21 protein-coding genes are annotated in these 25,281 nt (G+C 62.7%); 12 read left to right on the top strand and 9 right to left on the bottom strand.

Features of this window, described 5'->3' with window-relative positions; all coding sequences use genetic code 11:
* Position 1: 1 nt before the first annotated feature.
* The 3 genes from AN401_RS08735 to mtgA all read right to left on the bottom strand — a co-directional run bounded on the left by AN401_RS08735 (position 2) and on the right by mtgA (position 3,599).
* Positions 2–1,945 carry a cation:proton antiporter domain-containing protein gene (locus tag AN401_RS08735; RefSeq protein ID WP_198401854.1) on the bottom strand — a complete coding sequence of 648 codons (1,944 nt, stop codon included), beginning with the start codon at positions 1,943–1,945 and terminating at the stop codon, positions 2–4.
* 139 nt (positions 1,946–2,084) lie between these two features.
* Positions 2,085–2,837 (bottom strand): HAD-IIA family hydrolase, encoded by a 753-nt coding sequence (locus AN401_RS08740; RefSeq protein ID WP_094039461.1) that lies wholly within the window; start codon positions 2,835–2,837, stop codon positions 2,085–2,087.
* An 84-nt stretch (positions 2,838–2,921) separates the two neighbouring features.
* On the bottom strand, positions 2,922–3,599 hold the full coding sequence (gene mtgA, locus AN401_RS08745; RefSeq protein WP_096779115.1) for a monofunctional biosynthetic peptidoglycan transglycosylase: 678 nt from the start codon (positions 3,597–3,599) through the stop codon (positions 2,922–2,924).
* Between the two features lie 140 nt (positions 3,600–3,739).
* Between mtgA and AN401_RS08750 the strand changes: the two genes are divergently transcribed.
* From AN401_RS08750 to AN401_RS08760, 3 genes are all read left to right on the top strand, one after another.
* A complete protein-coding gene (locus AN401_RS08750) occupies positions 3,740–4,762 on the top strand; it encodes an adenosine deaminase (protein WP_094039459.1) in 1,023 nt (340 codons plus the stop codon).
* A 53-nt stretch (positions 4,763–4,815) separates the two neighbouring features.
* The gene (locus tag AN401_RS08755; RefSeq protein ID WP_232513414.1) at positions 4,816–5,685 is read left to right on the top strand and encodes a flagellar protein MotY; all 870 of its coding nucleotides are present in this window, start codon (positions 4,816–4,818) and stop codon (positions 5,683–5,685) included.
* A gap of 82 nt (positions 5,686–5,767) precedes the next feature.
* The gene (locus AN401_RS08760) at positions 5,768–6,559 is read left to right on the top strand and encodes a sulfite exporter TauE/SafE family protein (RefSeq protein ID WP_094039457.1); all 792 of its coding nucleotides are present in this window, start codon (positions 5,768–5,770) and stop codon (positions 6,557–6,559) included.
* 132 nt (positions 6,560–6,691) lie between these two features.
* On the opposite strand, the gene lpxM is transcribed toward AN401_RS08760, so the two are convergent.
* Complete coding sequence (gene lpxM / locus AN401_RS08765; protein WP_096779116.1) at positions 6,692–7,660, bottom strand: lauroyl-Kdo(2)-lipid IV(A) myristoyltransferase; 969 nt, start codon at positions 7,658–7,660, stop codon at positions 6,692–6,694.
* Between the two features lie 54 nt (positions 7,661–7,714).
* Positions 7,715–8,488 (bottom strand): DUF3025 domain-containing protein, encoded by a 774-nt coding sequence (locus AN401_RS08770; RefSeq protein WP_094039455.1) that lies wholly within the window; start codon positions 8,486–8,488, stop codon positions 7,715–7,717.
* Between the two features lie 190 nt (positions 8,489–8,678).
* Between AN401_RS08770 and AN401_RS08775 the strand changes: the two genes are divergently transcribed.
* Positions 8,679–9,161 carry an ATP-dependent zinc protease family protein gene (locus AN401_RS08775; protein WP_176442031.1) on the top strand — a complete coding sequence of 161 codons (483 nt, stop codon included), beginning with the start codon at positions 8,679–8,681 and terminating at the stop codon, positions 9,159–9,161.
* A 124-nt stretch (positions 9,162–9,285) separates the two neighbouring features.
* Here AN401_RS08775 and AN401_RS08780 read toward each other — a convergent pair whose 3' ends face one another.
* Together AN401_RS08780 and AN401_RS08785 are read right to left on the bottom strand one after the other, a co-directional pair.
* Positions 9,286–9,387, bottom strand: coding sequence for a MetS family NSS transporter small subunit (locus AN401_RS08780; RefSeq protein ID WP_094039454.1), 102 nt, complete (start codon positions 9,385–9,387; stop codon positions 9,286–9,288).
* Positions 9,384–10,862 (bottom strand): sodium-dependent transporter, encoded by a 1,479-nt coding sequence (locus AN401_RS08785; protein WP_094039453.1) that lies wholly within the window; start codon positions 10,860–10,862, stop codon positions 9,384–9,386. Before AN401_RS08785 ends, AN401_RS08780 begins: the two co-directional genes overlap by 4 nt.
* A 433-nt stretch (positions 10,863–11,295) precedes the next feature.
* Between AN401_RS08785 and AN401_RS08790 the strand changes: the two genes are divergently transcribed.
* Entirely contained in the window at positions 11,296–11,505 is a 210-nt protein-coding gene (locus AN401_RS08790) for a DUF1127 domain-containing protein (RefSeq protein ID WP_094039452.1), read from the top strand.
* A 72-nt stretch (positions 11,506–11,577) separates the two neighbouring features.
* Here the strand turns inward: AN401_RS08790 and AN401_RS08795 are convergent, their stop codons facing one another.
* The gene (locus AN401_RS08795; protein WP_094039451.1) at positions 11,578–12,945 is read right to left on the bottom strand and encodes an SLC13 family permease; all 1,368 of its coding nucleotides are present in this window, start codon (positions 12,943–12,945) and stop codon (positions 11,578–11,580) included.
* A 69-nt stretch (positions 12,946–13,014) separates the two neighbouring features.
* Between AN401_RS08795 and AN401_RS08800 the strand changes: the two genes are divergently transcribed.
* The 6 genes from AN401_RS08800 to AN401_RS08825 all read left to right on the top strand — a co-directional run bounded on the left by AN401_RS08800 (position 13,015) and on the right by AN401_RS08825 (position 22,357).
* Entirely contained in the window at positions 13,015–15,681 is a 2,667-nt protein-coding gene (locus tag AN401_RS08800) for a hybrid sensor histidine kinase/response regulator (RefSeq protein WP_096779117.1), read from the top strand.
* Positions 15,682–15,936: 255 nt separating this feature from the next.
* Positions 15,937–17,190, top strand: a complete 1,254-nt coding sequence (locus tag AN401_RS08805; protein ID WP_096779118.1) for a D-amino acid dehydrogenase — start codon at positions 15,937–15,939, stop codon at positions 17,188–17,190.
* 111 nt (positions 17,191–17,301) lie between these two features.
* Entirely contained in the window at positions 17,302–18,183 is an 882-nt protein-coding gene (locus tag AN401_RS08810) for an AEC family transporter (RefSeq protein WP_096780343.1), read from the top strand.
* A 146-nt stretch (positions 18,184–18,329) separates the two neighbouring features.
* On the top strand, positions 18,330–18,596 hold the full coding sequence (locus AN401_RS08815) for a DUF4212 domain-containing protein (protein WP_096779119.1): 267 nt from the start codon (positions 18,330–18,332) through the stop codon (positions 18,594–18,596).
* Positions 18,597–18,606: 10 nt separating this feature from the next.
* On the top strand, positions 18,607–20,307 hold the full coding sequence (locus tag AN401_RS08820; protein WP_096779120.1) for a sodium:solute symporter family protein: 1,701 nt from the start codon (positions 18,607–18,609) through the stop codon (positions 20,305–20,307).
* Positions 20,308–20,596: 289 nt separating this feature from the next.
* A complete protein-coding gene (locus AN401_RS08825; protein WP_232513415.1) occupies positions 20,597–22,357 on the top strand; it encodes a putative bifunctional diguanylate cyclase/phosphodiesterase in 1,761 nt (586 codons plus the stop codon).
* A gap of 10 nt (positions 22,358–22,367) precedes the next feature.
* On the opposite strand, the gene glpD is transcribed toward AN401_RS08825, so the two are convergent.
* Positions 22,368–23,885 (bottom strand): glycerol-3-phosphate dehydrogenase, encoded by a 1,518-nt coding sequence (gene glpD / locus AN401_RS08830; RefSeq protein ID WP_096779121.1) that lies wholly within the window; start codon positions 23,883–23,885, stop codon positions 22,368–22,370.
* 389 nt (positions 23,886–24,274) lie between these two features.
* Here glpD and AN401_RS08835 point away from each other — a divergent pair, with 389 nt between their 5' ends.
* A complete protein-coding gene (locus tag AN401_RS08835) occupies positions 24,275–25,036 on the top strand; it encodes a DeoR/GlpR family transcriptional regulator (protein WP_094040991.1) in 762 nt (253 codons plus the stop codon).
* Positions 25,037–25,281 lie beyond the last annotated feature (245 nt).

Genomic DNA, 25,281 nt, shown 5'->3' on the forward strand with positions numbered 1-25,281 from the left:
TTCAGCTCACCATTGTGGAGCCGGGCTGCCCTGCCCCGAGTTGCCAGCGGATCTGCTCCAGTTCGTCCGGGGTGCCGAACAATACCAGTACGTCGCCGGTTTGCAGCAGGGTATCCGGCCCGGGCGAAAGGGATCTTTTACCGTCTCTCACCAGGACAGTGGCGATCACCCCCCGGCTGGCCAGATCGAGTTCGGCCAGCCGCTTGCCGATTACCGGGCTTTCTGCCTGCAACTGGACCGGATAGAGCCGGTCCGCCTTTTGCTCGTCCAGTCCTTCCAGGGAGGCGGTGGTGCCGGGGAAGAGCTCTCTCAGCATCTGGTAGCGGCTGGTGCGCTGCTGCTGGATGTAGCTCGCCACCTTATGCAGGGGAACCCGCAGCGACAGCATGGCGTGGGAGGCCATCATCATGCCCGCTTCGAGCGTTTCGGGGATGACTTCGGTGGCGCCGGCGGTACGGAGTTCCTCCACGTGGGTTTCGTCACGTGTCCTCACCATGATGGGTAGCTTGGGGTGATGGCGCTTGAGGTAAGCCAGGGTTTTCAGGGCGGCACTCAGGTCGTCGTGACCGATCAGCAGCAGGCGGGCCTTGCCGGCCCCGGCGGCTTCCAGCACGGAGGGATCCGCGGAATCCGCGAAGAAAACGGGCTCCCCGGAAAGGCGGGCGTCCTTGACCCGCTTGGCGTCCATATCCAGCGCAATATAGGGAATGTGTTCATTTTCCAGGAAGTGGCCGACAATCTGGCCGATACGACCATAGCCGCAGACGATAACGTGATGGTTAAGATGATGCCCTTCCGGAACCTCCTGGCCTTGTTCGGCGATGGGGCTGCGGTTTCGCAAACTGAATAGCCAGGTAGCCAGGGGCTGGTTAAAGCGGATCAGAAAAGGCGCGAGTATCATGGAAAAGAGCACGGCGGTCAGGGCTATCTGGGCGGGCAACACCGCTATCACTTTGGCGTCCAGGGCGATGGCCAGCAGGGCGAAGCCGAACTCTCCCCCCACGGCCAGCACCATGCCGGTACGAAAGGCGGTGGGGCTGTCTATCTTCGCCCATCTGACGATGGCGGTGACCAGCAGCAGCTTGATAAGTAGCAGGGCGCAGGCACCGAGCAGGGCCTCCAGCCAGATGTCGGGGAGCAGGGCGGGATCGAGCAGCATGCCGATGCTGACGAAGAACAATCCCAGCAATACGTCCCTGAAGGGCCTGACAGTGGAGTCCACCTGATGGCGAAATTCGGTTTCCCCCAGCATCATGCCCGCCAGGAAGGCGCCAAACGCCATGGAAAGTCCCAGGCTCATGGTGGTCCAGGCCGCGATCAGCGACACGAACAGCACCGTCAGGGTGAAGAGTTCGGCCGAGCGTTGCTCGGATACCATATGGAAAAAGGGACGCAGTAAATAACGTCCTACCAGGAAGACGATGGCAAAAGCCGCTAACGCCTTGACCAGGGCGATGCCAAGGGCTCCGGCTACCTCCTGGGCGGCGGCGATGCCGAGCACGGGAATGATGATGACGAAGGGCACCGCCGTAATGTCCTGGAACACCGAGAGGGTCGTGCCCAGCTTGCCGTGCCGGGTCTGCTCCTCTCCTTGTTCGGCGAGCTGCTTGCTGATGATGGTGGTGGAGGACTGGGCAAAGACGGCACCGATCACGAAGGCGGCGATGCCGGGCATGCCCATGGCCCACAGCAGCAGGGCGACCACGGCGGTGGTCAATGCCACCTGAGCCGTACCCAGTCCCAGTATCAGGTGGCGTAGGGCATAAATCTGGGAGAGCGAAAAGCTCAGTCCTATGGTGAACAGCAGGAAGACGATGCCGAATTCGGCAATGAGCTTGATGTAGTGTTCCTCCAGCACCGGGCCGGCGGTGTGGGAGCCGAGCAACACCCCCACCAGTAGGTAGCCGAGGCTTGGGGGGATACGCAGGCGTTGAAACACCAGCACGATAAAAACCGTCAACCCGAGGAGGAGCAGTAATTGGGTGAGTGTCTGTTCAATCATAAGAGGGCAGTTTCATACTCTGTTGCTAGGTACCGCTGGGGCTCGGCGAAACGGCAGCGGTACAGAAAGTGCGTCGGGTGTGTCAGAACAGGTCGATATCGGCGACGGAAGGGTAGATATGCTGGGGACGGAAGGGCATCTTGTCAATATCCGCGACCTGGCTGACGCCGGTGAGCACCAGCACCGTTTCCAGCCCGGCCTGGAAGCCGGCGAGGATGTCGGTGCGCAGGTTGTCGCCCACGATCAGGGTGTTCTCGGAATGGGCGTCCATGTGGTTGAGGGCGGCGCGCACTATCCAGGCGCTGGGCTTGCCCACGTAGAAGGGCTTCTTGCCGGTCATCCGTTCGATGGGGGCGCACAGGGCGCCGCAGGCCGGGTGCATGTGCGGGCCGTGGGTGTCCGGGTTGGTGGCGATAAAGCGGGCCCCGCCGGCCACGAACTTGGCCGCCATCTGGATCATGCTCCAGTTGTAGTTGCGGGTCTCGCCCACCACCACGAAGTCCGGATCGATGTCGGTGATGGTGAAGCCGGCCTTGTACAGCTCGTGGATAAGGGCCCCTTCGCCGATCACATAGGCTTTTTCGCCGCTCTGGCGCTTGAGAAAGTCGGCGGTGGCCATGGCCGAGGTGTAGAAGCAGTGCTCGGGCACCTCGATGCCGGCGGAATAGAAACGGTTCTGTAAATCCTTCGGGGTCTGGGCCGGGTAGTTGGTGAGGAACAGCAGGTTCATCTCCTGCTCCAGCACCCGGCGGATAAAGCCGTCGGCGCCGGGGATCAGATCATTGTTGTGCAGGATGACGCCGTCGATGTCACAGATCAGGTTTTTTTTATTCATTCGCTCTCCTTGTCGCCGGTCGGTTCCGGCGCTGTTCCCACTGTCATGGCAGCTTATGACAAATCGATGACAAAGCGTAGGGCTTTATGGCTCCCGGATGCAGGCGAGCAGAGGCCCCAACTGGTTGATGCGGGTCTGGATGGTGGCGGCGCGGCGCTGGATATAGGCCGAAGGGCGACCGGCGTGGTACACCCTGGGGTTGGGCAGCACCGCCGCCAGCTGGGCCGCCTGCTGGCGGCTCAGGTTGGCGGCCGAGGTGTTGAAATAGGCGCGCGCCGCCGCCTCGGCACCGTAGACGCCGGGGCCGAACTCGGCGATGTTGAGGTAGAGGGTGAGGATGCGCTCCTTGGTCAGTATCAGCTCCAGCATGGGGGTATAGAGCGCCTCCAGCACCTTGCGGGTGACGCTCCTGCCCGGCCACAGATAGAGATTCTTGGCGGTTTGCATGGTGATGGTGCTGCCGCCGCGCAGCCGGCCGTCGTTGCGGAACTCGTTGAGCACATCGCCGAAGGCTTTCCAGTCGAAGCCTTTGTGGCGACAGAACAGGTTGTCTTCGGAGGCGATCACCGCCATTTTCAGATGATTGGAAATCCGGGCCGACGGCTGCCAGTCTTTAGACAGGCCTTCCCCTTCGACAAGCCGGATTATCATCAGCGGGGTCACCGGCACCGGCACATGGCGGTAGGCCAGGGTGAGCAGCAGCGGCGCCAGCACCAGCAGGGCGGCCAGCCAGAGCAGACAACGCTTGAGCAGAGATATCATCAAAATAAGGTCCGTTTGCTGGTGCCGGCAGAGCGGGGGCGGCCGGGTATCAATTTATTGACCAGAAGGTTATGTTTTTGCGATAACAAGGGTTAACATTTTGTTATCTTTAAGGTATCCGGGAGCAAGGGAGAAACGCCATGTCCACATTTATCAACGAACTACCCAAGGTGGAACTGCATCTGCACATAGAAGGAACCCTGGAGCCGGAGATGGTGTTCGCCCTCGCCAGGCGCAATGGTATCACCCTCGATTACGCCGATGAAGGGGCGCTGAAGGCCGCCTACGACTTCAAGGATCTGCAGTCGTTCCTCGATGTCTACTACCAGGGCATGCAGGTGCTGCTGACCGAGCAGGATTTCTTCGACATGACCTGGGCCTACCTGGAGCGGGCCCATGCCGAGCGGGTGCGCCACACCGAGATTTTCTTCGATCCCCAGGCCCACACCGACCGGGGGGTACCGCTGGCGGCGGTGATCGGCGGCATCCACCGGGCGCTGGAGCAGGCCCGGCAGCAGTGGGGGCTGTCCAGTCGCTTGATTATGTCCTTCCTGCGGCACCTGTCGGAGGAGAGCGCCTTCGAGACCCTGCACCACGCCGAGCCCTTCCGTCACCAGCTGTCCGGCATAGGGCTGGACTCCTCGGAAAAGGGCAATCCGCCGTCCAAGTTCGTCCGCGTCTATGCCGCGGCCCGGGAGCAGGGTTTCCGGCTGGTGGCCCATGCGGGCGAGGAAGGGCCGCCCCAGTACATCCACGATGCCCTGGATCTGCTCAAGGTGGAGCGCATCGATCACGGGGTGGCGGCGGTGCACGACAGGCACCTGATGGAGCGGCTGGCCCGGGAGCGTATTCCACTGACCGTCTGCCCCCTGTCCAACCTCAAGCTCAGGGTGGTGGAGCACATGGGCGAGCATCCCATGCTCAAGCTGTTGCACGCCGGCCTGTGCGTGACCGTCAATTCCGATGATCCGGCCTATTTCGGTGGTTACATGAACGCCAACTACCAGGCCCTGCAGCAAGGGCTGGGAGCCACCGACGGCGAACTGCTGCAGATGGCCCTGAACAGCGTGGAAGCCTGCTGGCTGTCGCCGGAGGAGAAGGCGGTGCTGACCCGGGAGGTGCGCGCCTACGGCGAGGCGGCGGGCATCAAACTAAAACACTAAAGCTGTGCCGCCGGTTGCCGATACAGAGCCTAATGGTCAACAGGAGACACGGCGTGCGCATTTTTCCCCTGCTGGCGGGGCTGGCCTGGTGCTCGGGCGCCTGGGCCCAGCCCCGTACCTTTATCGCGGATATCGAACAATCCCTGTGGCGGCTGACGTCGGACTCGGCGGTGGAATGCCGCCTGGAGCATCCCATTCCCGGTTTCGGCACCGGCGCCTTCGTCAGCCGGGCGTCGAAGAACATCAACCTGGTGTTCGAACTCAACCCCCTGCGGGCGCTGCCGCGCACCCAGTCCGCCGCCCTCAGGAGCGAGTCGCCCCACTGGCAGCCGGGGCGGGGCGCGCGGGATCTCACCCGGGTGACCTTCTATCAGCAGTTCGATGCCATGGTGGAGCAGCAGTCCGCCTGGATCATGCTCGACGAGCTGAGCCAGGGCCGCTGGCCCACCTTCTATTTTGACGATTGGTACCGCAACAACCAGGCGACGGGAGTGGGGCTGTCGTCGGTCAACTTCCGCGCCCGTTACGCCGCTTTTCTCGACTGTCAGCACAACCTGTTGCCCTACGGCTTCGAGGACATCGCTTTCAGCGTGCTCACCTATGTCAACAACGCCGACGAACTGACCCCCCATTCCCGGCAGCGGTTGTCGATGATCGCCGAATATGTCAAGGCGGATCCCGGGATCAACGAGGTGGTGATCAACACCTATACCGACAGCTTCGGCACCGAATACCACAACAAGCAGTTGTCCCGGCGCCGGGCCGAGGCTATCAAGGAGCACTTTATGGCGCTGGGCTTGCCGGAGGGCGCCGTGTCCCTTGAAGGGCACGGCGAGCGTCGGCCCATCGCCGACAACAGCACGCCGGAAGGGCGGGATCTCAACCGCCGGGTGGTGATAAGCCTGGGCCGCGAACGACTCTGATGCCCCAGGTGGCAGACGGCCATTGGCTTTTGCCGCCGTCTTGGGTAGCTTATGGCCTTTTGCTTTTCTTGGGGACAATAGAATGACCTGGTTGATGTATCTGGCTCTGGGGGCCTTCGCCGGCACCCTGGCCGGATTGTTCGGGGTGGGCGGCGGCCTCATCATAGTGCCGGTGCTGATCTTCAGCTTCAAACTGCAGGGGATCGGCGGGGAGCTGGTGGCGCACATGGCGGTGGGCACCTCGCTCGCCACCATCATGTTTACCTCCCTGAGCGCTATCCACGCCCATCAGGGCCGCAAGGCCATCGATTGGCGGCTGGCGGCACTGCTGTCGCTTGGCGTAGTGGTGGGGGCCTGGCTCGGTGGCTATACCGCCGACAAGCTGTCGGGTCTGCACCTGCAGATGCTGATCGGCCTGTTCGCCTGGACCATGGCAGCCCAGATGCTGTTCCATCTCGCCCCCAGGGGCGGCGCCGCCCTGCCCGGCAAGCCGGTGCAGGTGGCGGTGGGGGGGATTATCGGCTGGGCCTCGGGCATCTTCGGCATCGGTGGCGGCTCCCTGACGGTGCCCTTCCTCAGCTGGTGCTCGGTGCCCATGCAGCGGGCGGTGGCGGTGTCGGCGGTGTGCGGCTTTCCCATCGCCCTGGTGGGTGCGCTCAGTTATGTGGTGCACGGCCTGCAGCACCAGGGGCTGCCCGCCGAAGCCTGGGGTTATGTCTACCTGCCGGCGATGATCGGCATCAGCCTGGCCAGCATGCCCTTCGCCCGCTTCGGCGCCATACTGGCGCACAAGTTGTCCGCCAGGGCGTTGCGGCGGGCCTTTGCCGGCTTTCTGATCCTGGTGGGCGCCAAGTTCCTGTTCTTCCCGGGCTGATTAAAGAGGGTGAGGGGTCACCTCACCCCTCACGCCGTTTTTCCCGCGCCATCAGCCAGTCGTCCACCCAGGCCACCAGCCAGAGCACCAGCAGGCCGGCGGCCACCAGCAGCAGGTAGTGCAGCCAGGCCATCATTCGCCCCTGATCCGGCGGATGCCGGCCTCGTAGCGGCCCTCGTCCGTGTCCACCTGGGTCTGGAAATACTTCAGGAACCACATGTACTGCTCCGGCCAGTCGGCGAGCAGGGCCTCGATCTCCGCGTTCATGGCCCGGGTGTCGGCGGCCAGATCGGCGGTGGGGTAGGGCGCCATGGGCGGGCGGATAATGAGCTCGTAGCGATGCTGTTCGGCATTGTAGACCGAGAGCACCGGCAACACCCTGGCACCGGTGAGCCGGACCAGCTTGGGCAGGGCCGGCAGGGTGGCCTTGAGTTCGCCGAAGAAGGGCACGAACAGGCTGGCCTCGCGGCCATGATCCTGGTCCGGCAGGTAGAAAAAGTGATTGCCGTCCCTGAGGGTCTTGATAATCGATTTGATGCCCGCGTTCCGCTCATAGATCAGGCCGCCGAAACGGGTTCTCTGGCGGTTGATAAACCAGTCGAACAGCTCGTTCTTGGCGCTGTGCATCATGGTGCACATGGGCAGGCCGAGGGAATTGAGGTAGAGGCCGCCGGCGTCGATGGTCCAGGTATGGGGGATCATGAAGATGATCCTGTCACCGGCCGCCAGGCAGGCATCCAGATGCTCCTGGCCCCGTACCCGAAAGCGGTTCTGCAGATAGGCCTTGCTGCGGGCGGTCCACTCGCCGTAACCGAAAAAGCCCATCAGCCCCACCTCGATGGAGCGGCGCAGCATGTGTTCCCGCTCCGCCTCCGGCAGTTCGGGAAAGCACAGCCCGATATTGGTGCGGGCGATGTAGCACTGCTTTTTGGCGAAGCGGACAAGCAAGGGGGCGAAGGCGGCGGCGAAGCGGTCGCGCAGGCGGACGGGCACCCAGGCCAGCAGCCAGAGGGCGGCGATGGCCAGCCAGGTCGGCCAGTATCTGGGGTGCAGGTAACGGGGGGTGAACGCGTGGTCATAAACGGGATCGTGCCCGGACATAACATCATCCTCTCGAAGACGGGGCGCCAAGTGTAAGAAAAAACGCGAGCCAGATCATCTGTTGCGCCGGGGACGGAAGTAATCCCGGTTCTGGTAGAAGGCGGGAGCCTCGTTGGCCGGCCACCAGCCCGGGATGCCGAGCAAGGGCAGGGGCAACAGCGGGCGAGGCCGGTCGAACAGGGCATCCTGCTCCAGCCGCTCGGCCAGGCGGATATCGAGGCGGGCCTGGCGATCGGCCGGGGCCAGGGCGAAGAAGGCAGGCTCCATCTCCAGCACCACGCACTTGCCGGTGAGGCCGACAAAGGGGGCCAGGGCCTGCTCGTAGAGGGCATGGCCGAATACGAAGGGCTGCCAGTCCCGGCCCCAGCGTGCCCGGTGGTGGAGGAACAGCCCCTGCCAGTCGTGTTCGCGCAGCAGCGCGGTGATCTCCTCCCCCCCGGTGACGGCCAGCACCAGGCCGCATTCGTCGAAATGGGTCACCCGGTCGCGCCTGGGCGTGCGCTGCCTGGCGCCGTGGGCAGCGATATCGGCCATGTGCAGCCGGTTGAGCAGGGCCTTGGTGCGGGGAAACAGGTACCAGATCAGCGCCCCGAAGAAGTCGTGCCAGTTGGCGGGGCGGGTGGGCACCAGGCCGCGGGCCACCGCCTGCTCGTAGTAGCAGCCTAGCTTGTTGAACTCGTCGTCGTCGATAAAGCGTACCGGCAGCCGGTCGGCCAGTTGCCGGTTGAGTTCGGTCGCCGAGGGCCAGTGGTCGGCGGCTGCCGGTATCAGCCCGTTCAGTGTCGCCAGTATGGCGTTGCGTCCGGTGAACGCGGGATCCCAGTCCATTCCTTCTGCCCAGATGGATGAAAACCGCAAAGCATACCCTGAGTCGGCGCCGAGATCAGGATATAATCACAGAGAAATCCTTTTATTACCCCATTTCCCAACGCCTCCGGCTTGGATAACATAGCGCCGTCAAATCCTGCCGCACCCGAGGAGTGTGCTGATGAAATGGTTGTTTTCACTGGTATTCGTTATGAGTTTGCTGATCCCCAACGCCCATGCCCAGGCTCCGGGCATGGAAGATGTCAAGATAGGCGACAAGTGGCTGCTGGGCCGGGTGGAGTGGTTGTGGCTGCCGGTGCTGGGCGATAACGTCAAGGCGCGCATCGATTCCGGGGCCAAGACTTCCTCCATGAGCGCCACCGACATCGAAGAGTTCAGGAAGGACGGCAAGCGCTGGATCCGCTTCAGCTTCAACCACAAGAATCACCTGGAACGGCTGGAGGCCCCGCTCAGCCGCTATGTGCGTATCCGTCAGGCCAACAGCAAGAAGCTGGACCGGCGGCCCGTCATCCTGCTGCCGGTGCAGTTGGGCGGCATGGAGAAGGAGGTGGAGTTCACCTTGAAGGATCGCACCCGCATGATCTACCCGGTGCTGCTGGGGCGGGAGTTCATGGCCAGGGACGTGCTGATCGACCCCTCCCGCCTCTATATCCAGCCGGTGCGGGAGAAATAGGCTTGGAAGCTTGAAGCTTGAAGCTTGAAGCTTGAAGCTTGAAGCTTGAAGCTTGAAGCTTGAAGCTTGAAGCTTGAAGTTAGATGCTTCCGGCTTCCGGCTTCCGGCTTCCGGCTTCCGGCTTTCAGCGTTCCCGCAGGCTGAATGCCCGGTAGATGCACAGGGCGGCACCGCCCCAGGTGATGCCGAGCCCGATCACCATCATTACTATGGCCCCCGTGGTCATGCGCTGGCCTCCTTCTTGCTGGTGGTGTTGATCACGATGGCCAGGATCAGCATCACCGCTATCATGCCCCAGCCCATAAACAGGATCTCGCTGTTGGAATAGCCGCCGTAATTTTCCCGGAAGGCGCCCAGCAGGTTGTTGAACAGGATCACCGCCAGCATGGCGATGGACACATACTTGATGCAGACAAGCCACCAGGCGCCGATGGTAAAGTCGGACAGGCGGTTGGCATGGTCGCGGAAGTCTTCCAGCCGGCACAGCCAGCCCACCAGCAGCAGTTCGAGCAGGCAGGCCCCGAGCAGGGCGATGTTGTTGATAAAGTAATCCACCAGATCCAGCAGCAACAGACCACCCTGGGTAATGAACAACAGGCTTATCACAAAGCCGGCGCCGCAGAAGACGGTGGCGGTCCTGGCCCGGCTCCAGCCCAGCTTGGCCATCAGGCCCGCGGTTACCGCCTCGGCGATGGAGATATGGGAACTGACACCGGCGAACACCAGGGCCAGGAAGAACAGGGGGCCCATGATGCCGGGGGCGGGCAGCAGGTTGATCGCCGCCGGCAGGGTGACGAAGGCCAGGCCCACGCCGGAGCTGACCACCTCGGTCAGCGCCTTGTCCTGGGCCTGGGCCATGTAGCCCAGGGCGCCGAAGATCAGGATGCCGGCCACCATGGAAAAGCCGCAGTCCATCAGTGCCGTGATGGAGGCGTTGTTGTTGATGTCGGATTTTTCCGGCAGGTAGCTGGCGTAGGACAGCATGATGGCGAAGCCCACGCTCAGGGTGAAGAAAATCTGGCCGTAGGCGGCGGACCACACCTTGAGATCCCAGATCTTGCTGAAGTCGGGCGCGAACATCCAGTTGATGCCGTCCACCGCCCCGGGCAGGAAGACGATGCGGCCGATCAGCACCAGCACCAGCAGGAACAGCAGGGGCATCAGCACCTTGTTGATCTTCTCGATGCCGCCCTTCACCCCCTTGTAGGTGGCGTAATAGGTGGCGGCCCAGGCCAGGCACAGGGGCGGCAGCAGGTGCCATTGCAGGCCGCCCAGGCTGGAGGGGGAGTTGTCCCCGGTGAGCCCCAGGAAGTCACCAAAGAAGAAGCCGTTGCTGTCGTCCCCCCAGGACTGGCCGACGGCGAAATAGACATAGGAGATGGCCCAGGCGATCACCACCACGTAATAGAAGGCGATGATGGCGGCGATCATCACCTGGAACCAACCCAGCCATTCGAAGCGGCTGTTCAGCGCCTTGAGGATGCCGGGCGCGCCGGAGCGGTACTTATGGCCCAGGGTGAACTCCAGGATCATGAAGGGAATGCCGGCGGTGAGCAGGGCGAACAGGTAGGGGATGAAGAAGGCCCCGCCGCCGTTCTCGTAGGCCACATAGGGAAAGCGCCAGATGTTGCCCAGCCCCACGGCCGAGCCCACGGCGGCAAGCACGAAACCGGCGCGGGTGCCCCATTGTTCTCGTTGCATAAGTCCATTCCTCGAACAGGCTCTTTGCATCTAAGAATAGATAAGGCTCCGGAAGGCGCCCATTTTTATTGTTGCGCCCAGGTTGCCGAAATATGGCGGTGAGCAGGGACGCCCCTCGTCCAGCACGGGGCGTGGAAGAAGGAGGGTAGACCGATAATTATGCAGGCAAGCCCCGAAAGATTCGGTTCGGCAAGGAGATTTGTGCATAAAGCGATAGTGGAACTGGATACTTAGATTTTGATAGAAATTACTAAAAATGATGAGAAAAATGGATTTGTTTTGTTTTTGTTAAATATATATTAAACAATAACTTACAAATAATCCTTAAGATATAAGCCATTAGAAATTCTAATTTTGTTATCGAATAAAAGTCGGTTGAGAGGGGCCTCTGACCTCACTATGCTGTGCCCAGAATCACATCAGGAGGCGCATCATGAACTCAATCAACTACCACAACCAGGACCTCGTTCGTACCGAAGGGCACGCTGCCCACACCGGCCTGCTGGCCACCCTCGGTCTCTGGCTGCACCGCAGCCGCACCCGCCGCCAGCTGTCCGAGCTGCCGGCCTACCTGCTGAAAGACATCGGCCTGAACGAAGCGGATCGTTACCAGGAAGTCAGCAAGCCGTTCTGGCAACAGTAATCTCCCGCAAGGATGCGCCCATAAAAAGCCGCCGGATGTTCCGGCGGCTTTTTTGCGTTTTGGCCCCGCGGCTCAGCCGAGCGCGAAGAAATAAACCGCCAGCAGGCCGATACAGACCAGGTTCAGGAAGAAGCCGGCCTTCATCATGTCCCGTTGGCGGACAAGGCCGGAGCCGAACACGATGGCGTTGGGCGGGGTGGCCACCGGCAGCATGAAGGCGCAGGAGGCGGACACGGCGATGACCGAGGCCACCATCACCGGCGTCAGTCCCAGGCCCTCGGCCACCGCCACAAACACCGGGATCAGCAGGGCGGCACTGGCGGTGTTGGAGGCCAGCTCGGTCAGGAACACCACGAAGGCGGTGATCGCCAGCAGGATGACGAAGGGGCTGGCGTTGCCCAGCAGCTCGGCCAGGTGATGGGCCAGGAACAGGCTGGTGCCGGTTTCCCGCAGTATGTGGCTCAGGGTCAGGCCACCGCCGAACAGCAGCAATACGCCCCAGTCGGTGTGCTTTTCGATGTCCTTCCATTCGGCTACCCGGCTGATGCCGATCAGGATGATGGCCAGCAGCGCCACCAGGGTATCGAAGGCGGCGAGGTTGCCAAGGGCGGCCGAGAGGGGGGTGGAGAAGATCCACAGGGCGACCGTCAGCAGGAAGATGGCCAGGGTCAGCTTGCGTTTGCCGCTCCAGTCGATGTGCTCCTGTTCGAGCTCGATACGTGCGCCCAGCCGGGGACGGAACAACAGGTACAATACCCCTATGGCCACCGGCAGCAGCAACAGGGTCACCGGCAGGCCGAGCGCCATCCAGTCGCTGAAGCTCAGGCCCACCTCGGCGGCGGCAATGGCATTGGGCGGGCTGCCCACCAGGGTGGCGATGCCGCCGATGCTGGCGCTGTAGGCCACCCCCAGCAGCACGAACACGAAGGTACTGCGATGCTGTTGTTCATCCAGGCAGGACAGCAGGCCCAGTGCCAGCGGCAGCATCATGGCGGCGGTGGCGGTGTTGCTTATCCACATGGAGAGAAAGGCCGAGGTGGCGAACAGCAGCAGCACCGCCGCGCTCAACCGGCCCCGGGCCAGCAGCAGGATGCGGCCGGCGATCAGCCGGTCGAGCTGCTGGCTGTGCATGGCTGCGGCCAGGGCGAAGCCGCCGAGGAACAGGAAGATAATGGAATTGGAAAAGTTGGCGAGGGCGGCATTGGTGTTGAGAATGCCGAGCAGGGTCGCCAGCAGCGGCACCAGCAGGGCGGTGATGGTAATATGCACCGCCTCGGTGAGCCAGAGCACGGCGATAAAGACGAGCAGGCTCAGGCCCTTGTTGACGCTGTCCTCGAAGGGCAGGGTAGTGAGCAGGATCAGGAAGAGGACGATATTGGCTGCCAGAATGCCGCCCTTGAGCCAGATGTTGCCGGCTTGCTGCGAATTGTCTCCAGACATGTTTGTTTCTCGTTATGTTATTGTTTTGTATGAAATTGTAAGTATATCACCAAGAGATGGATACAACAGATGGCCACTTCTGTAAAACAACGTCTTTTTCTGCTCCCGCGCTGGCCCCTGTTGCTCTGTGGCCTGCTGGTGCTGCTGCTGTTCGCCGGCTATGGCGCCGGGCAATACCGCCAGTATCGTCATTACCAGGCGTTGCAGCAGCAGGCCGAGCCGGTGATCGACAGCCTGCATCATCTCCATCACATGGTGACGACCGATCTCGAGAGCGGCCTGCGGCTGGAGGAACAGGTCCGTTCCCTGTCGCTGATGCTGTCGCGCTTCGCCGGCTTCCTGGAGCAGCGGCGGCTGTTGCCCGCCCAGACGGGGGCGCTGCTTTCCGAACTGAACCGGTACCTGGACAACCTGCGCGCCCTGCAGGATGCGGATATCCATGGCCGCTACCGCCTGCAGGCCTTTACCGACAGTGCCGCCACGGTGACGGATACCGCGGTCAGGGCGCAGTTGGAGCAACTGAGCCGGCTGAGCCGGCTCTACCTGAACGCCCCCAATCAGCTGTTCGTGCTGGAGCTGGAGGAGATCGCCGGCCGACTGGCACAGCGGCAGGACGAGTCCCTGCGGGAGATGCTGTACCAGCACCGGCTGTACCGGCAGAGCCTGAACGAGCTGATCGGCCTGCGCCGGCAGATCGCCGCCGACGACATTTCCGCCCTGCTCGAACGCCGGAGCGCCTGGCAACGGCAGGGGGAGGCGAGCCGGGACCGGCTGTTGCTGGTGCTGGCCGCGGGGCTGCTGCTGAGCTTCAGCCTGGGACTGCTGTTGCTGGTGGTGCGCAACCGCCAGTTGCGGGCGGCCAGCCGGGCTTCCTACAGCCTGGCTCAGGCCAAGACCGACTTTCTGGCCAATATGAGCCATGAGATCCGCACGCCCATGAACGCCATCATCGGCTTTTCCTCCCTGCTGCAGCAGACCCCGCTGGATAGCCAGCAGGCCGAGTACCTGAAGAAGATCAAGAGTTCTTCCGACAACCTGCTGCTGCTGATCAACGATATCCTGGATCTGACCAAGGTCGAGGCGGGCAAGCTGGAGCTGGAGGACATCGCCTTCGACCTCAACGAGCAGCTGGAACGGTTGTCGGGGCTGTTCGCCGACATGTCCGAGCAGAAACAGCTGGAGGTGATCATCAACAAGGCAGCGGAGGTGCCCGACCAGTTGCTGGGGGATCCCCTGCGCCTGGGCCAGGTACTGGTCAACCTGGTCAACAACGCGGTCAAGTTCACCGAGCGGGGCGAGGTGGTGCTGACGGTGTCGGTCCGTCCCGGGCCGGAGCCGCGGCTGTGCTTCGAGGTCAGGGACACCGGCATCGGCATCATGCCGGAGCAGCTCGACAAGCTGTTCCAGGCCTTTACCCAGGTCGATGCCAGCACCACCCGCAAATACGGCGGTACCGGCCTGGGCTTGAGTATCAGCCACCACCTGGTGCAGTTGATGCAAGGCAACATCCGGGTGGAGAGCCAGCCCGGGCGCGGATCCACCTTCACCGTCAGCCTGCCGCTGCGGCCGGCGCCGGGCGTCCAGTCCGGCGCCCCGTCACCGTCCTTCGCGCCGGGGCAGAAGGTGCTGCTGGTGGACGACAATCCCCTGGTGCTGGAAGTGATGGGGGGGATCCTGCGCCAGGCCGGCTTCGTGGTCTACGAGGCCCAGGATCTGGAGGAGGCCAGGCAGTTGGTGCACAAACGCGGCCATGAGCTCAGGCTGGCGCTGATCGACTGCTGCCTGGGACAGGACAACGGCCTGGAACTGGCCCGTTATCTGGTGCAGCAACCCGGCCTCGGCGGCATTGACATCGTGGTGATCAGCGCCTTCGGCCGGGAGCGCCCCGCGGCGCAGATGCGGGCCCTGGGGATCCGCCACTACCTGTCGAAGCCGGTTACCCGGAGCAGCCTGCTCGGTTGCCTGGCGCGCATACTGGACAGCCGCGCCGAGCCTGCCGAGGCGGCGCGCGCCGGCCAGCCGGATACCGAGTATTACCGCCAGCGGCTGGCGGGGTGCCAGGTACTGCTGGCGGAAGACAACAGGGTCAACCAGCAGCTGATCGTGGAGTTCCTGAAGCAGGTGGAAGTGGCGGTGACCCTGGCGGACAACGGCCGCCAGGCGGTGGAGCAGATGGCCCGGCGCACCTTCGATGCCATTCTGATGGATCTGCAGATGCCGATCCTGGACGGGGTGGAGGCGACCCGCCAGATCCGCAAACTCCGGGTACATCACGATATTCCCATCATTGCCCTGACCGCCAGCGCCATGCGCGGTGACCGGGAAGCCAGCCTGAAGGCTGGCATGAACGGTTATGTCACCAAGCCGGTCCACCGCATCGACCTGTACCAGGCCCTGGCGCAGGCGCTGGGGAAGACTGCGCCGAAGGAGCGGGAGGCCGCCGGGGAAGCGCCCCGGGTGCCCGTCGCCGCCCGGCAGCAAGCCCTGGCGGACTTTGCCGAACAGCACCAGGACGATGTCTGGCTGGTGCAGGCGGCCCTGGCCGGGGAGGACTGGCAGGAGGCCCGCCGGCTGTTGCACGAGCTGGCGGCGGGGGCCGAGTTTTGCCGGGCCGGGGAGGTGGCGGCACTGGCGCGGGAACTGGGGCTGGCGCTTGGCCGGGAACAACGGCCGGCGCCGGATCGGCTGGCTGCCCTGGGGGAGGCCCTGGCGCGGTTGTGTTCCGGCCCGGTTTGACGGCCGGCAGCCGGATTTTACGATTTTGCGATATTTGTCACATTTAAACTCATGGTGGTTTTTTGTTCCGACTTTTTATTTTTTATTGAAGTTTTATGTTGCTTTAAAATCTTCGCTCAGATGAAGATGTAGCCCCTGTATTTACTGGCCGTTCACAGTCCGTCCCCGATCGGGGGCGGGCTTTTTTTTGCTCTGGATTTTATTGTTTTTTTAGATGATATTGGCGCCGTGAACGCATCTTGATAGGGGAGTGTTATGAAAGTATTAGTGTTGGGTAGTGGTGTTGTCGGTGTGACCAGCGCCTGGTATCTGTCCCAGTTGGGCCACGAGGTGGTGGTGGTCGATCGCCAGCCCGATGCGGCCGAGGAAACCAGCTTCGCCAATGCCGGCCAGCTGTCGTTCGGCATGTCCTCCCCCTGGGCCGGTCCCGGCATTCCCCAGAAGGCCATCAAGTGGATGTTCCAGTCCCACGCCCCCCTCAAGGTGCGCCCCAGCCTCAATCCGGCGCAGTGGCAGTTTATGCTGTCAATGCTGGCCAACTGCAACGAAAAATCCTACGGTGTAAACAAGTCCCGCATGGTGCGGGTGTCCGAGTACAGCCGTCAGTGCATCAACGCCCTGCAGGAGGAGCTGCAACTGCCGTTCGAAGGCCGCAAGAAGGGCCTGCTGCAGGTGTTCCGCACCCAGAAGCAGGTGGATGACGCCGCCAAGGACATCAAGGTGCTGCAGGAGTTCAAGGTGGCCCACGCCATGCTCAACGTGGACGAGTGTATCGCCCGCGAGCCGGCCCTGGCCCGGGTCAAGGACAAGCTGGTGGGCGGCCTGCACTTCCCCGACGACCAGACCGGCGACTGCAACCTGTTCACCAAGGCGCTGGTCAAGAAGTGTCAGGAAAAGGGCGTGACCTTCAAGTTCAACACCGAGATCAAGGCGCTGGTGAGCGACGGCGACCGGATCCGCGGGGTCCAGACCGCCAACGGCCTGGAAACCGCCGATCAGGTGCTGGTGTGCATGGGCAGCTACTCGCCCTTCCTGCTCAACCCGCTCGGCATTCGCCTGCCGATCTACCCGGTAAAGGGCTACTCCCTGACCATCGAAGTGAAGAACGACGCGGACGCGCCCCAGTCGACGGTGATGGACGAAACCTACAAGGTGGCCATCACCCGTTTCGACAACCGCATCCGTGCCGCCGGCACCGCCGAACTGGCCGATTTCAACGGCGATCTGCCCAATGCCCGCCGCGAGACCATTGCCCATTCGGTGAAGAGCCTGTTCCCGGAAGGCGGCAAGGTGGATGAAGCCATCTTCTGGACCGGCTTCCGTCCCATGACCCCGGACGGCACCCCCATCATCGGCGGCACCCGTTACAAGAACCTGTGGCTCAACACCGGCCACGGTACCCTGGGCTGGACCATGGGCCCGGGCTCCGGCAAGCTGATCGCCGACCTGATCAGCGGCCAGCGGCCGGAAATCGACGATAACGGTCTGGCTTTCAGCCGTTACGGCTGACTTAAGCTGGAAGCTAGAACTGGAAGACCGAGGCCGGAAGCGTGAAGACCGGCGTCTGGACAGGGCGGGGCCGAGGCGCCATACTGGCGCCTTTTGGCCCCGTCCTTTTTTATGTTTCTTACCCTGCTCAATATCGTGGTGCCGGTGTTCGCCGTGGTGGCGGTGGGCTTCGCCTTCGGCCGCCGCCAGCGCCATGGCGAAATGGGCTTTATCAACCTTGCCAACGTGGCGGTGTTCTGTCCGGCCCTGGTGTTCTCGGCGCTTATCGACAACCCGGTGTCGCCGGGCGAAAGCTGGCCGCTGATCCTGGCCGGGGTGCTGATCATCCTGTTACCGGGGCTGTTGCTCTGCCTGTTTCGCTTTCGGGGGCTGGAGCGGCGGACTTTGGTCGTAGCCGGCATGTTCCGCAATACCGGCAATATCGGTATCCCCCTGATGATGCTGGCCTATGGCGCCGACCAATTGGGTGCCATCATCATCCTTTTCGTGCTCTCCAACCTCATCCACTTCTCCCTGGGGCTTTTTATCCTGTCGAAGCAGGCGGGGCCCTGGCAGTGGCTGAAAAACCCCATCATCTGGGCGGCGGTGGCCGGGGTGCTGCTGGCCGAGCACCGGCACTGGCTGCCGGAGTTCGTCTACACCAGCGCCGACCTGCTGGGCCAGATAGCGGTGCCGCTGATGCTGTTTGCCCTGGGCGTGCGGTTGTCGGGCGGAGAGATGGGGGAGTTGGGACTGGCCTTGCGGGTCAACCTGGCCTACCTGCTGGTGGGGGCGGCGAGCTTCGCCCTGGTGGCCTGGTGGCTGCCGCTCAGTGCCGACTGGCTGCGCCTGCTGGCGTTGTCGGTGATGCTGCCGCCGGCGGTGCTCAACTACCTGCTGTGCGAGCAATACCGCTGCCAGCCCGACAAGATGGCCAGCATAGTGCTGCTCGGCAACGCCATGTCGGTGGTCACCATCCCGCTGGTGGTCTATCTTACCCTGACCTACCTTTGATACCCGCCTCGACCAGGCCCCCGTGGCCTGGAGCTTGTGTTTCAGTTTTGTTAATCAACCGTTAATACCAAAGTCTAAGTTTCAACAGGTCCTTAACGGAGTACTGTTACTTTCGAACCGTATTCGGCTATTCAAGGAGAAAGAGAATGGCGTTCGAAAGTCAGGAAAAAGCAAAAGCCTACTGGAGCGAAAACCTGAGACTGATGGCCATATTGCTGGCTGTCTGGTTCTCGGTGTCTTTCCTGTTCGGCATCGTACTGGTGGATCTGCTCAATGCCTTCACCATCGGCGGCGCCAAACTGGGATTCTGGTTTTCCCAGCAAGGCTCCATTTATGTGTTCGTGGTGCTGATCTTCGTCTACGTATGGCGAATGAACGTGCTCGACAAGAAATACAACGTTGACGAAGCGTAAGGGGTAGGACATGGATATCCAAACCTGGACATTTATTCTGGTGGGCCTGAGTTTCGCCCTCTATATCGGCATCGCCATCTGGGCCCGGGCCGCCACCACCGGCGAGTTCTACGTGGCCGGCGGCGGCGTGCACCCCATCGCCAACGGCATGGCCACGGCGGCGGACTGGATGTCGGCGGCCTCCTTCATTTCCATGGCCGGCATCATCTCCTTCGCCGGTTACGACGGCGGCGTTTACCTGATGGGCTGGACCGGCGGCTATGTGCTGCTGGCGCTGTGCCTGGCGCCCTACCTGCGCAAGTTCGGCAAGTTCACGGTGCCGGACTTTATCGGTGATCGCTACTACTCGCAAACCGCGCGCATGGTGGCGGTATTCTGTGCCATCTTCGTGTCCTTCACCTATGTGGCCGGCCAGATGCGCGGCGTGGGCGTGGTGTTCTCCCGCTTCCTCGAGGTGGACATCAACCTGGGCGTCATCATCGGCATGGCCATCGTGTTCTTCTACGCGGTCATGGGCGGCATGAAGGGCATCACCTACACCCAGGTGGCCCAGTACTGCGTGCTGATCTTCGCCTTCCTGGTACCGGCCATCTTCGTGTCGCTGCTGGTTACCGGCACCCCGGTGCCGCAACTGGGCTTTATCGGCCAGACCACCGACGGCGTCTACCTGCTCGACAAGCTGGACGGCCTGTCCCAGGAGCTGGGCTTTACCGAGTACACCTCGGGCACCAAGTCCGGCATCGATGTGTTCTTTATCACTGCCGCGCTGATGGTGGGCACCGCCGGTCTGCCCCACGTGATCATCCGTTTCTTCACCGTGCCCAAGGTGCGCGATGCCCGCATCTCCGCCGGCTGGGCGCTGCTGTTCATCTCCTTCCTGTACACCACCGCCCCGGCCGTGGCCGCTTTCGCCCGCGCCAACATGATTGAGGGCCTGAATGGCACCGACGGTCAGGGCGTGATCGCCGAGCAGGCCCCGGGCTGGGTCGGCAACTGGGAGAAGACCGGCCTGGTGAAATGGGAAGACAAGAACGGTGACGGCCGCATGTTCTATGCCGGCGACGAGCGCAACGAAATGACCATCAGCCCGGACATCATCGTGCTGGCCAGCCCCGAAATCGGCCGCCTGCCGAACTGGGTGGTGGCCCTGCTGGCGGCCGGTGGCCTGGCGGCGGCGCTGTCTACCGCGGCCGGCCTGCTGCTGGTGATCTCCACCTCCATCGCCCACGATCTGCTGAAGAAAGGCTTCAAGCCCGACATGACCGACAAGCAGGAGCTGCTGGCGGCGCGTGTGGCGGCGGCGGTGGCGGTGATCGGCGCCGGTTACCTCGGCATCAATCCGCCCGGTTTCGTGGCCCAGGTGGTGGCCTTTGCCTTCGGCCTGGCGGCGGCCTCCTTCTTCCCGGCCATCGTGCTCGGCATCTTCTACAAGAAGATGAACAAGGAAGGCGCCATCGCCGGCATGCTGTGCGGCATCACCTTTACCGCCGCCTACATCATCTACTTCAAGTTCATCAACCCGGCGGCCAGCGTCCCCGAAAACTGGTGGTTCGGCATCTCCCCCGAGGGCATCGGTACCCTGGGCATGCTGGTGAACCTGGCGGTATCGCTGGTGGTGGCCAAGCTGACCACCGAGACCCCGAAAGAGGTACAGGAGCTGGTGGAGAGCATCCGCTTCCCGAAAGGGGCCGGTGCCGCCCACGACCACTGATCCCGAACACCGAGTATGAACAAGGGGCGCCGCGGCGCCCCTTTCGGGTTTATGGCAAGGCCTTCCGTTTTTACTGGCATGGGCCGGGCCAAAGGTCGACGCCGCCGACACGCCGGCCGTACCTCCCGGCTGGCTCGCAACCGCCTTCCCGAGCCGGCGCAAGCCATGGGGACAAGCGTGAAAGCAGGCTTGAAAATGGGTGCGAAACAGGATTTTACTTTCCGTTCACATTTGATTATTGTGGCAGAATAATCAAAAACATAGCGCATCAGGTAAGGATACCCGAGCCGTGCAGAATACAAACAATTACGTGAAAGAACGGCCGGCTGTGGCCGGCGAACTCCATCTCCTGGAGCACAGGATCCATTTCAAGAGCCAGCTGTTGCAGCATGTGTTCGACCATGCGATGGAGTCCATCATGGTCACGGATGCCGAGGGCGTGATAGAGCGGGTCAACACCGCCTTTACCCGGATCACCGGCTACAGCGCCGAGGAGGCCATCGGCCAGACTCCGCGGCTGGTGCAGTCCGCCCGGCACGATCCCGATTTTTACCGGCATATGTGGCAGCAACTGCTGCTGACCGGCAACTGGAGCGGCCAGATCTGGAATCGCCGCAAGTGCGGCGAGGTCTACCTGCAATGGCTCAGCATCAACACCCTGACCGACGATCGGGGCCAGATCACCCACAGGGTGGCCATCGGCCATGATTTGAGTTCCTTCAAAACCACCCAGAGCGAACGTACCCTCTTCACCTTCAAGGATCCCCTGACCCAGCTGGGCAACCGGCAACTGCTCACCAGCCGGCTGGATCAGGCCCTGGCCGAAGCCCAGCGCAACAAGATCCGGGTCGGGCTCATGGTGCTCGATATCGGCCGGCTCAAGCCGGTCAACGAACAACTGGGGCTGACCTGGGGCGACGATGTGCTGCGCCAGCAGGCCCGTACCCTGCAGGCGGCCATCGACGAGGCGGACACCCTGGTGCGGCTGCAGGGGGACATGTTCGCGGTGCTGCGCCACAGCAAGGCGGAGGATGCCACCATGGCGCAACTGGCCGACAAGCTGCTGGGCCTGCTGGCGCAGCCTATCGTGCTGGCGGATCAGAATATCGTCAGCCTGCAGCCGAGCATCGGTATCGCCGTGTTTCCGCGCGACGCCAAGGACAAGGAGAGCCTGCTGCAGGCGGCGGAGTACGCCCATGCCATGGCCAAGCGGCACGGGCGCAACCGCTTCCAGTTCGTCGACCAGCGCCAGCACGAGCTGCATCACCGGGAGCTGGTGATAGAGCACAGCCTCAACCATGTGCTGAACACGGGGGAGGGCGAGGGGCTGAGCCTGCACTACCAGCCCCAGATCTGCCTGGGCAGCGACCAGCTCTGTGGCCTGGAGGCGCTGTTGCGCTGGTGCCATCCTACCTTGGGCACCTTGTCGCCGGCGGAGTTCATTCCGGTGGCGGAGCAGAGCGGCCTGTCGGTGCGGCTGGATCGCTGGGTGATAGCGCGTGTCTGCGAGCAGGTGGCCGAGTGGCAGCAAGGCTGCCCGGCGCTGCCGGTGGTGTCGGTCAACCTCGGCGCCCAGCAGTTCAGCCAGCCCGATTTCGCCGACTGGCTGCAGGCCTGCGTGACGCGCGCCGGCATCCAGCCCCGGCAACTGAAGCTGGAAGTGACCGAAACCACCATGATGGAACACAAGGAATCCTGCGTGGCCATGCTGGGGCGGTTGCGGCAGCTGGGTTTTCGCATTTCCCTCGACGACTTCGGCACCGGTTATTCGGCGCTTTCCTGCCTGCACCAGTTTCCCCTGGACGAGCTGAAAATCGATCGTAGTTTCATGGTGGAGGCGAGCCAGAACGAACGGGCCTATATCCTGTTGGAGACCATTGTCGGCCTGGCCCGGCAGTTGTCGCTGAGCCTGGTGGTGGAAGGGGTGGAGCAGGAGGACCAACTGGCCCTGCTGGCCGGTTTCGGCGCCCTGACGGTGCAGGGCTACTACTATTACCGGCCGCTGCCGGCGGAAGAGGCCCGGCGCCTGCTTGAGGGCGGGCGCCGTTGAGCGGCTGGCCTCAGCCGGCCAGCCGGCTCTGTACCGCTCCCTGCCTGCTCTGCAGGTACTGGTGCAGCCGTGCCTGCTCCGCTTCCGTCAGATACAGGCCCAGCTTGCTGCGGCGCCAGATGATGTCTTCCACTGTCCTGGCCCACTCGTACTCCACCAGGTAATCCACTTCCTTCCGGGTGAGGGTGGCACCGAAGGATTCGCCCAGATCCACGAGGTCCTGGCAGCCGTCCAGGAAATGGTGGCAGAGGTTGCCGTAGGTGCGCACAAACCGCCTGATCATGGCCTCGGGCAACCAGGGGAACTGCCGCCGTAAGGCCGCGGCCAGGCTGTCGTGATCCTCGAAGTTGCCGCCGGGCAGCACCGCCGTTTTGGTCCAGGGCTCCCTGGCCTGGGGGAAAAAACGACAGATGGCGCTGGTGGCGGCCTCCGCCAGCTTGCGGTAGGTGGTGATCTTGCCGCCGAACACCGACAGCAGCGGCGCCTCGCCCTCGGGGGCATCGACCTCGAAGGTATAGTCCCGGGAGGCCTTCTGCGCCTGGCCGTGCTCGTCGTCCATCAGCGGTCGTACCCCCGAGTAGGTCCACACCACGTCCGCCGCGCTTATCTTGCGCTTGAAGTGGGCATTGACCACGGCACACAGGTACTCCACCTCTTCATCGCTGATGCGCGCCTCGGACGGGTTGCCCTGGTAATCCACGTCCGTGGTGCCGATCAGGGAGAAGTTGTCCTCGTAGGGGATCACGAACACGATGCGGTTGTCTTCGTTCTGCAGGATATAGGCCTCGGGCTCGTCGTGCAGTTTCGGCACTATGATATGGCTGCCCTTGACCAGGCGGATCTGCTTGGGTGCCTCGAGGGTCATGGCCTCGTCGAACAATTTGCTGGCCCAGGGGCCGGCCGCGTTCACCAGGGCGCGGCAGCGGTAGCGCTGCTGCCGGCCGGTGTCGACCTCCTGCAGGGTCACCAGCCAGAGGCCGTCCTGCCGCTCGGCCCGCACGCAGCGGGTGCGGGTTTTGATGTCGGCGCCGCTCTGGCGGGCGGCCATGGCGCAAAGCACCACCAGGCGGGCGTCGTCGACCCAGCCATCGGAATACTCGAAGCCCTTGGCGATGTCGCTCACCAGCGGGCTGTTTTCGCCAAAACGGATGCCGTTGGAGCCGGGCAGCAATTCCCGCTTGGCCAGGTGATCGTAGAGGAAGAGGCCGATGCGGATCATCCAGGCCGGGCGCAGGTGCGGGCGGTGGGGCAGGCGGAAGCGCAGCGGCCACATGATGTGGGGGGCGTTGCGCAACAGGGATTCCCGCTCGGCCAGGGCTTCCTTCACCAGCCGGAACTCGTAGTGTTCCAGGTAGCGCAGGCCGCCGTGGATCAGCTTGCTGCTGTTGGAGGAGGTGGCCGAGGCCAGATCGTTCATCTCGCACAGCACCACGCTCAGTCCCCGGCCGGCGGCGTCCATGGCGATGCCGGTGCCGTTGACGCCGCCACCGATAACCATCAGATCATGAATGGTGTGCTCAGCCGTCATGCTTCTCTTCTCCTTCAGGGAAGCCAACACCGGAGCGTGGCGTCCCTGTGCCTTGGGGGTGGGGGTCATAGTCAGTCACCATAGTTGGATTATAATCTTCGTAAAAGAAAATAACCAACCATGAAACAAACATCAAGCAACATTTTGGTTCATTTTGTATTTTTTTTAACTAATGTGCGCATTTTTGCCGGGCTGAAATGTTCGTATGGTGATAGTTCTGTGTTGCTGACCCAAAGGTCCCGCCGACATCTCCGGATGGGCCGCCCGCGCCACCCGTCTTCTTGTGTCCTTTCGCGTCGGCCGCGTCGCTCCCGCGCCGGCTGTGCATTTGGGCATTGAACGAGTACAATCGGGCGATAGAAGTCTTATCCATTACAGGGAGTTACCGCGTGAAACAAACCCTGCGTCATCAACAGATCCTGGAGTTGCTCAAGCAGAAAGGCTTTGCCAGCACCGAGGATCTGGTTGCCCAGTTTGACGTGAGCCCGCAGACCATCCGCCGGGATCTGAACGACCTGGCCGAGCACAACCGCATCCGCCGCCACCATGGCGGCGCCTCGCTGATGTCGAGCACGGTCAACGCCGCCTACGACTCCCGCAAGGTGATGTACGCCAGGGAGAAGGAGAGTATCGGGCGGGCCATCGCCGCCGAGATCCCGGACGGCGCCTCCCTGTTCATCGACATCGGCACCACCACCGAGGCGGTGGCCAGGGCACTGCTCGACCACCAGGAACTCCGGGTGATCACCAACAACATCCACGTGGCCAGCATCCTCAGCCAGAAGGAAGACTTTACCGTGATCATCGCCGGCGGCGAGGTGCGCAACCGGGACGGCGGCATCGTCGGCGAGGCGACCCGCGACTTCGTGCAGCAGTTTCGTACCGACTACGGCATCATCGGCATTTCCGGCATCGACGGCGACGGCTCCCTGCTCGAATTCGACTACCACGAGGTGCGCATCGCCCAGGCCATCATCAACAACAGCCGGCAGGTATTCCTGGCCGCCGATCACAGCAAGTTCGGCCGCAACGCCATGGTCAACCTGGGCCATATCAGCCAGATCACCGCCCTCTTTACCGATGCCCCACCGCCGGCCTCGCTGCAGAAGATCATGGAAGAGCACCAGGTCGCCTGCCATATCGCCCACTGAGCCCGTTTGCGCAGGGGATGATGGGGGCTGACAAACCTCCAGTCTGGCTTAAGCAGGCAACGCCGATTCCGTAACGGGCGGACAAAGGGAGCTGCTCCGCCGACCGTCACATGCCAGGGATGGCAGGTGCCGAGCGATACAGGGATGTACTTGCAGCGGGTCGGCGGAGTTGGCCCTTTGGCCGACGTTTGGGCTGATAACAAACGATGTTGTTATCGAACTGATAAGGGCGCCTTGCGGCGCCC

This window comes from Zobellella denitrificans (assembly GCF_002407485.1).
Taxonomy (GTDB): Bacteria; Pseudomonadota; Gammaproteobacteria; order Enterobacterales; family Aeromonadaceae; genus Oceanimonas; species Oceanimonas denitrificans.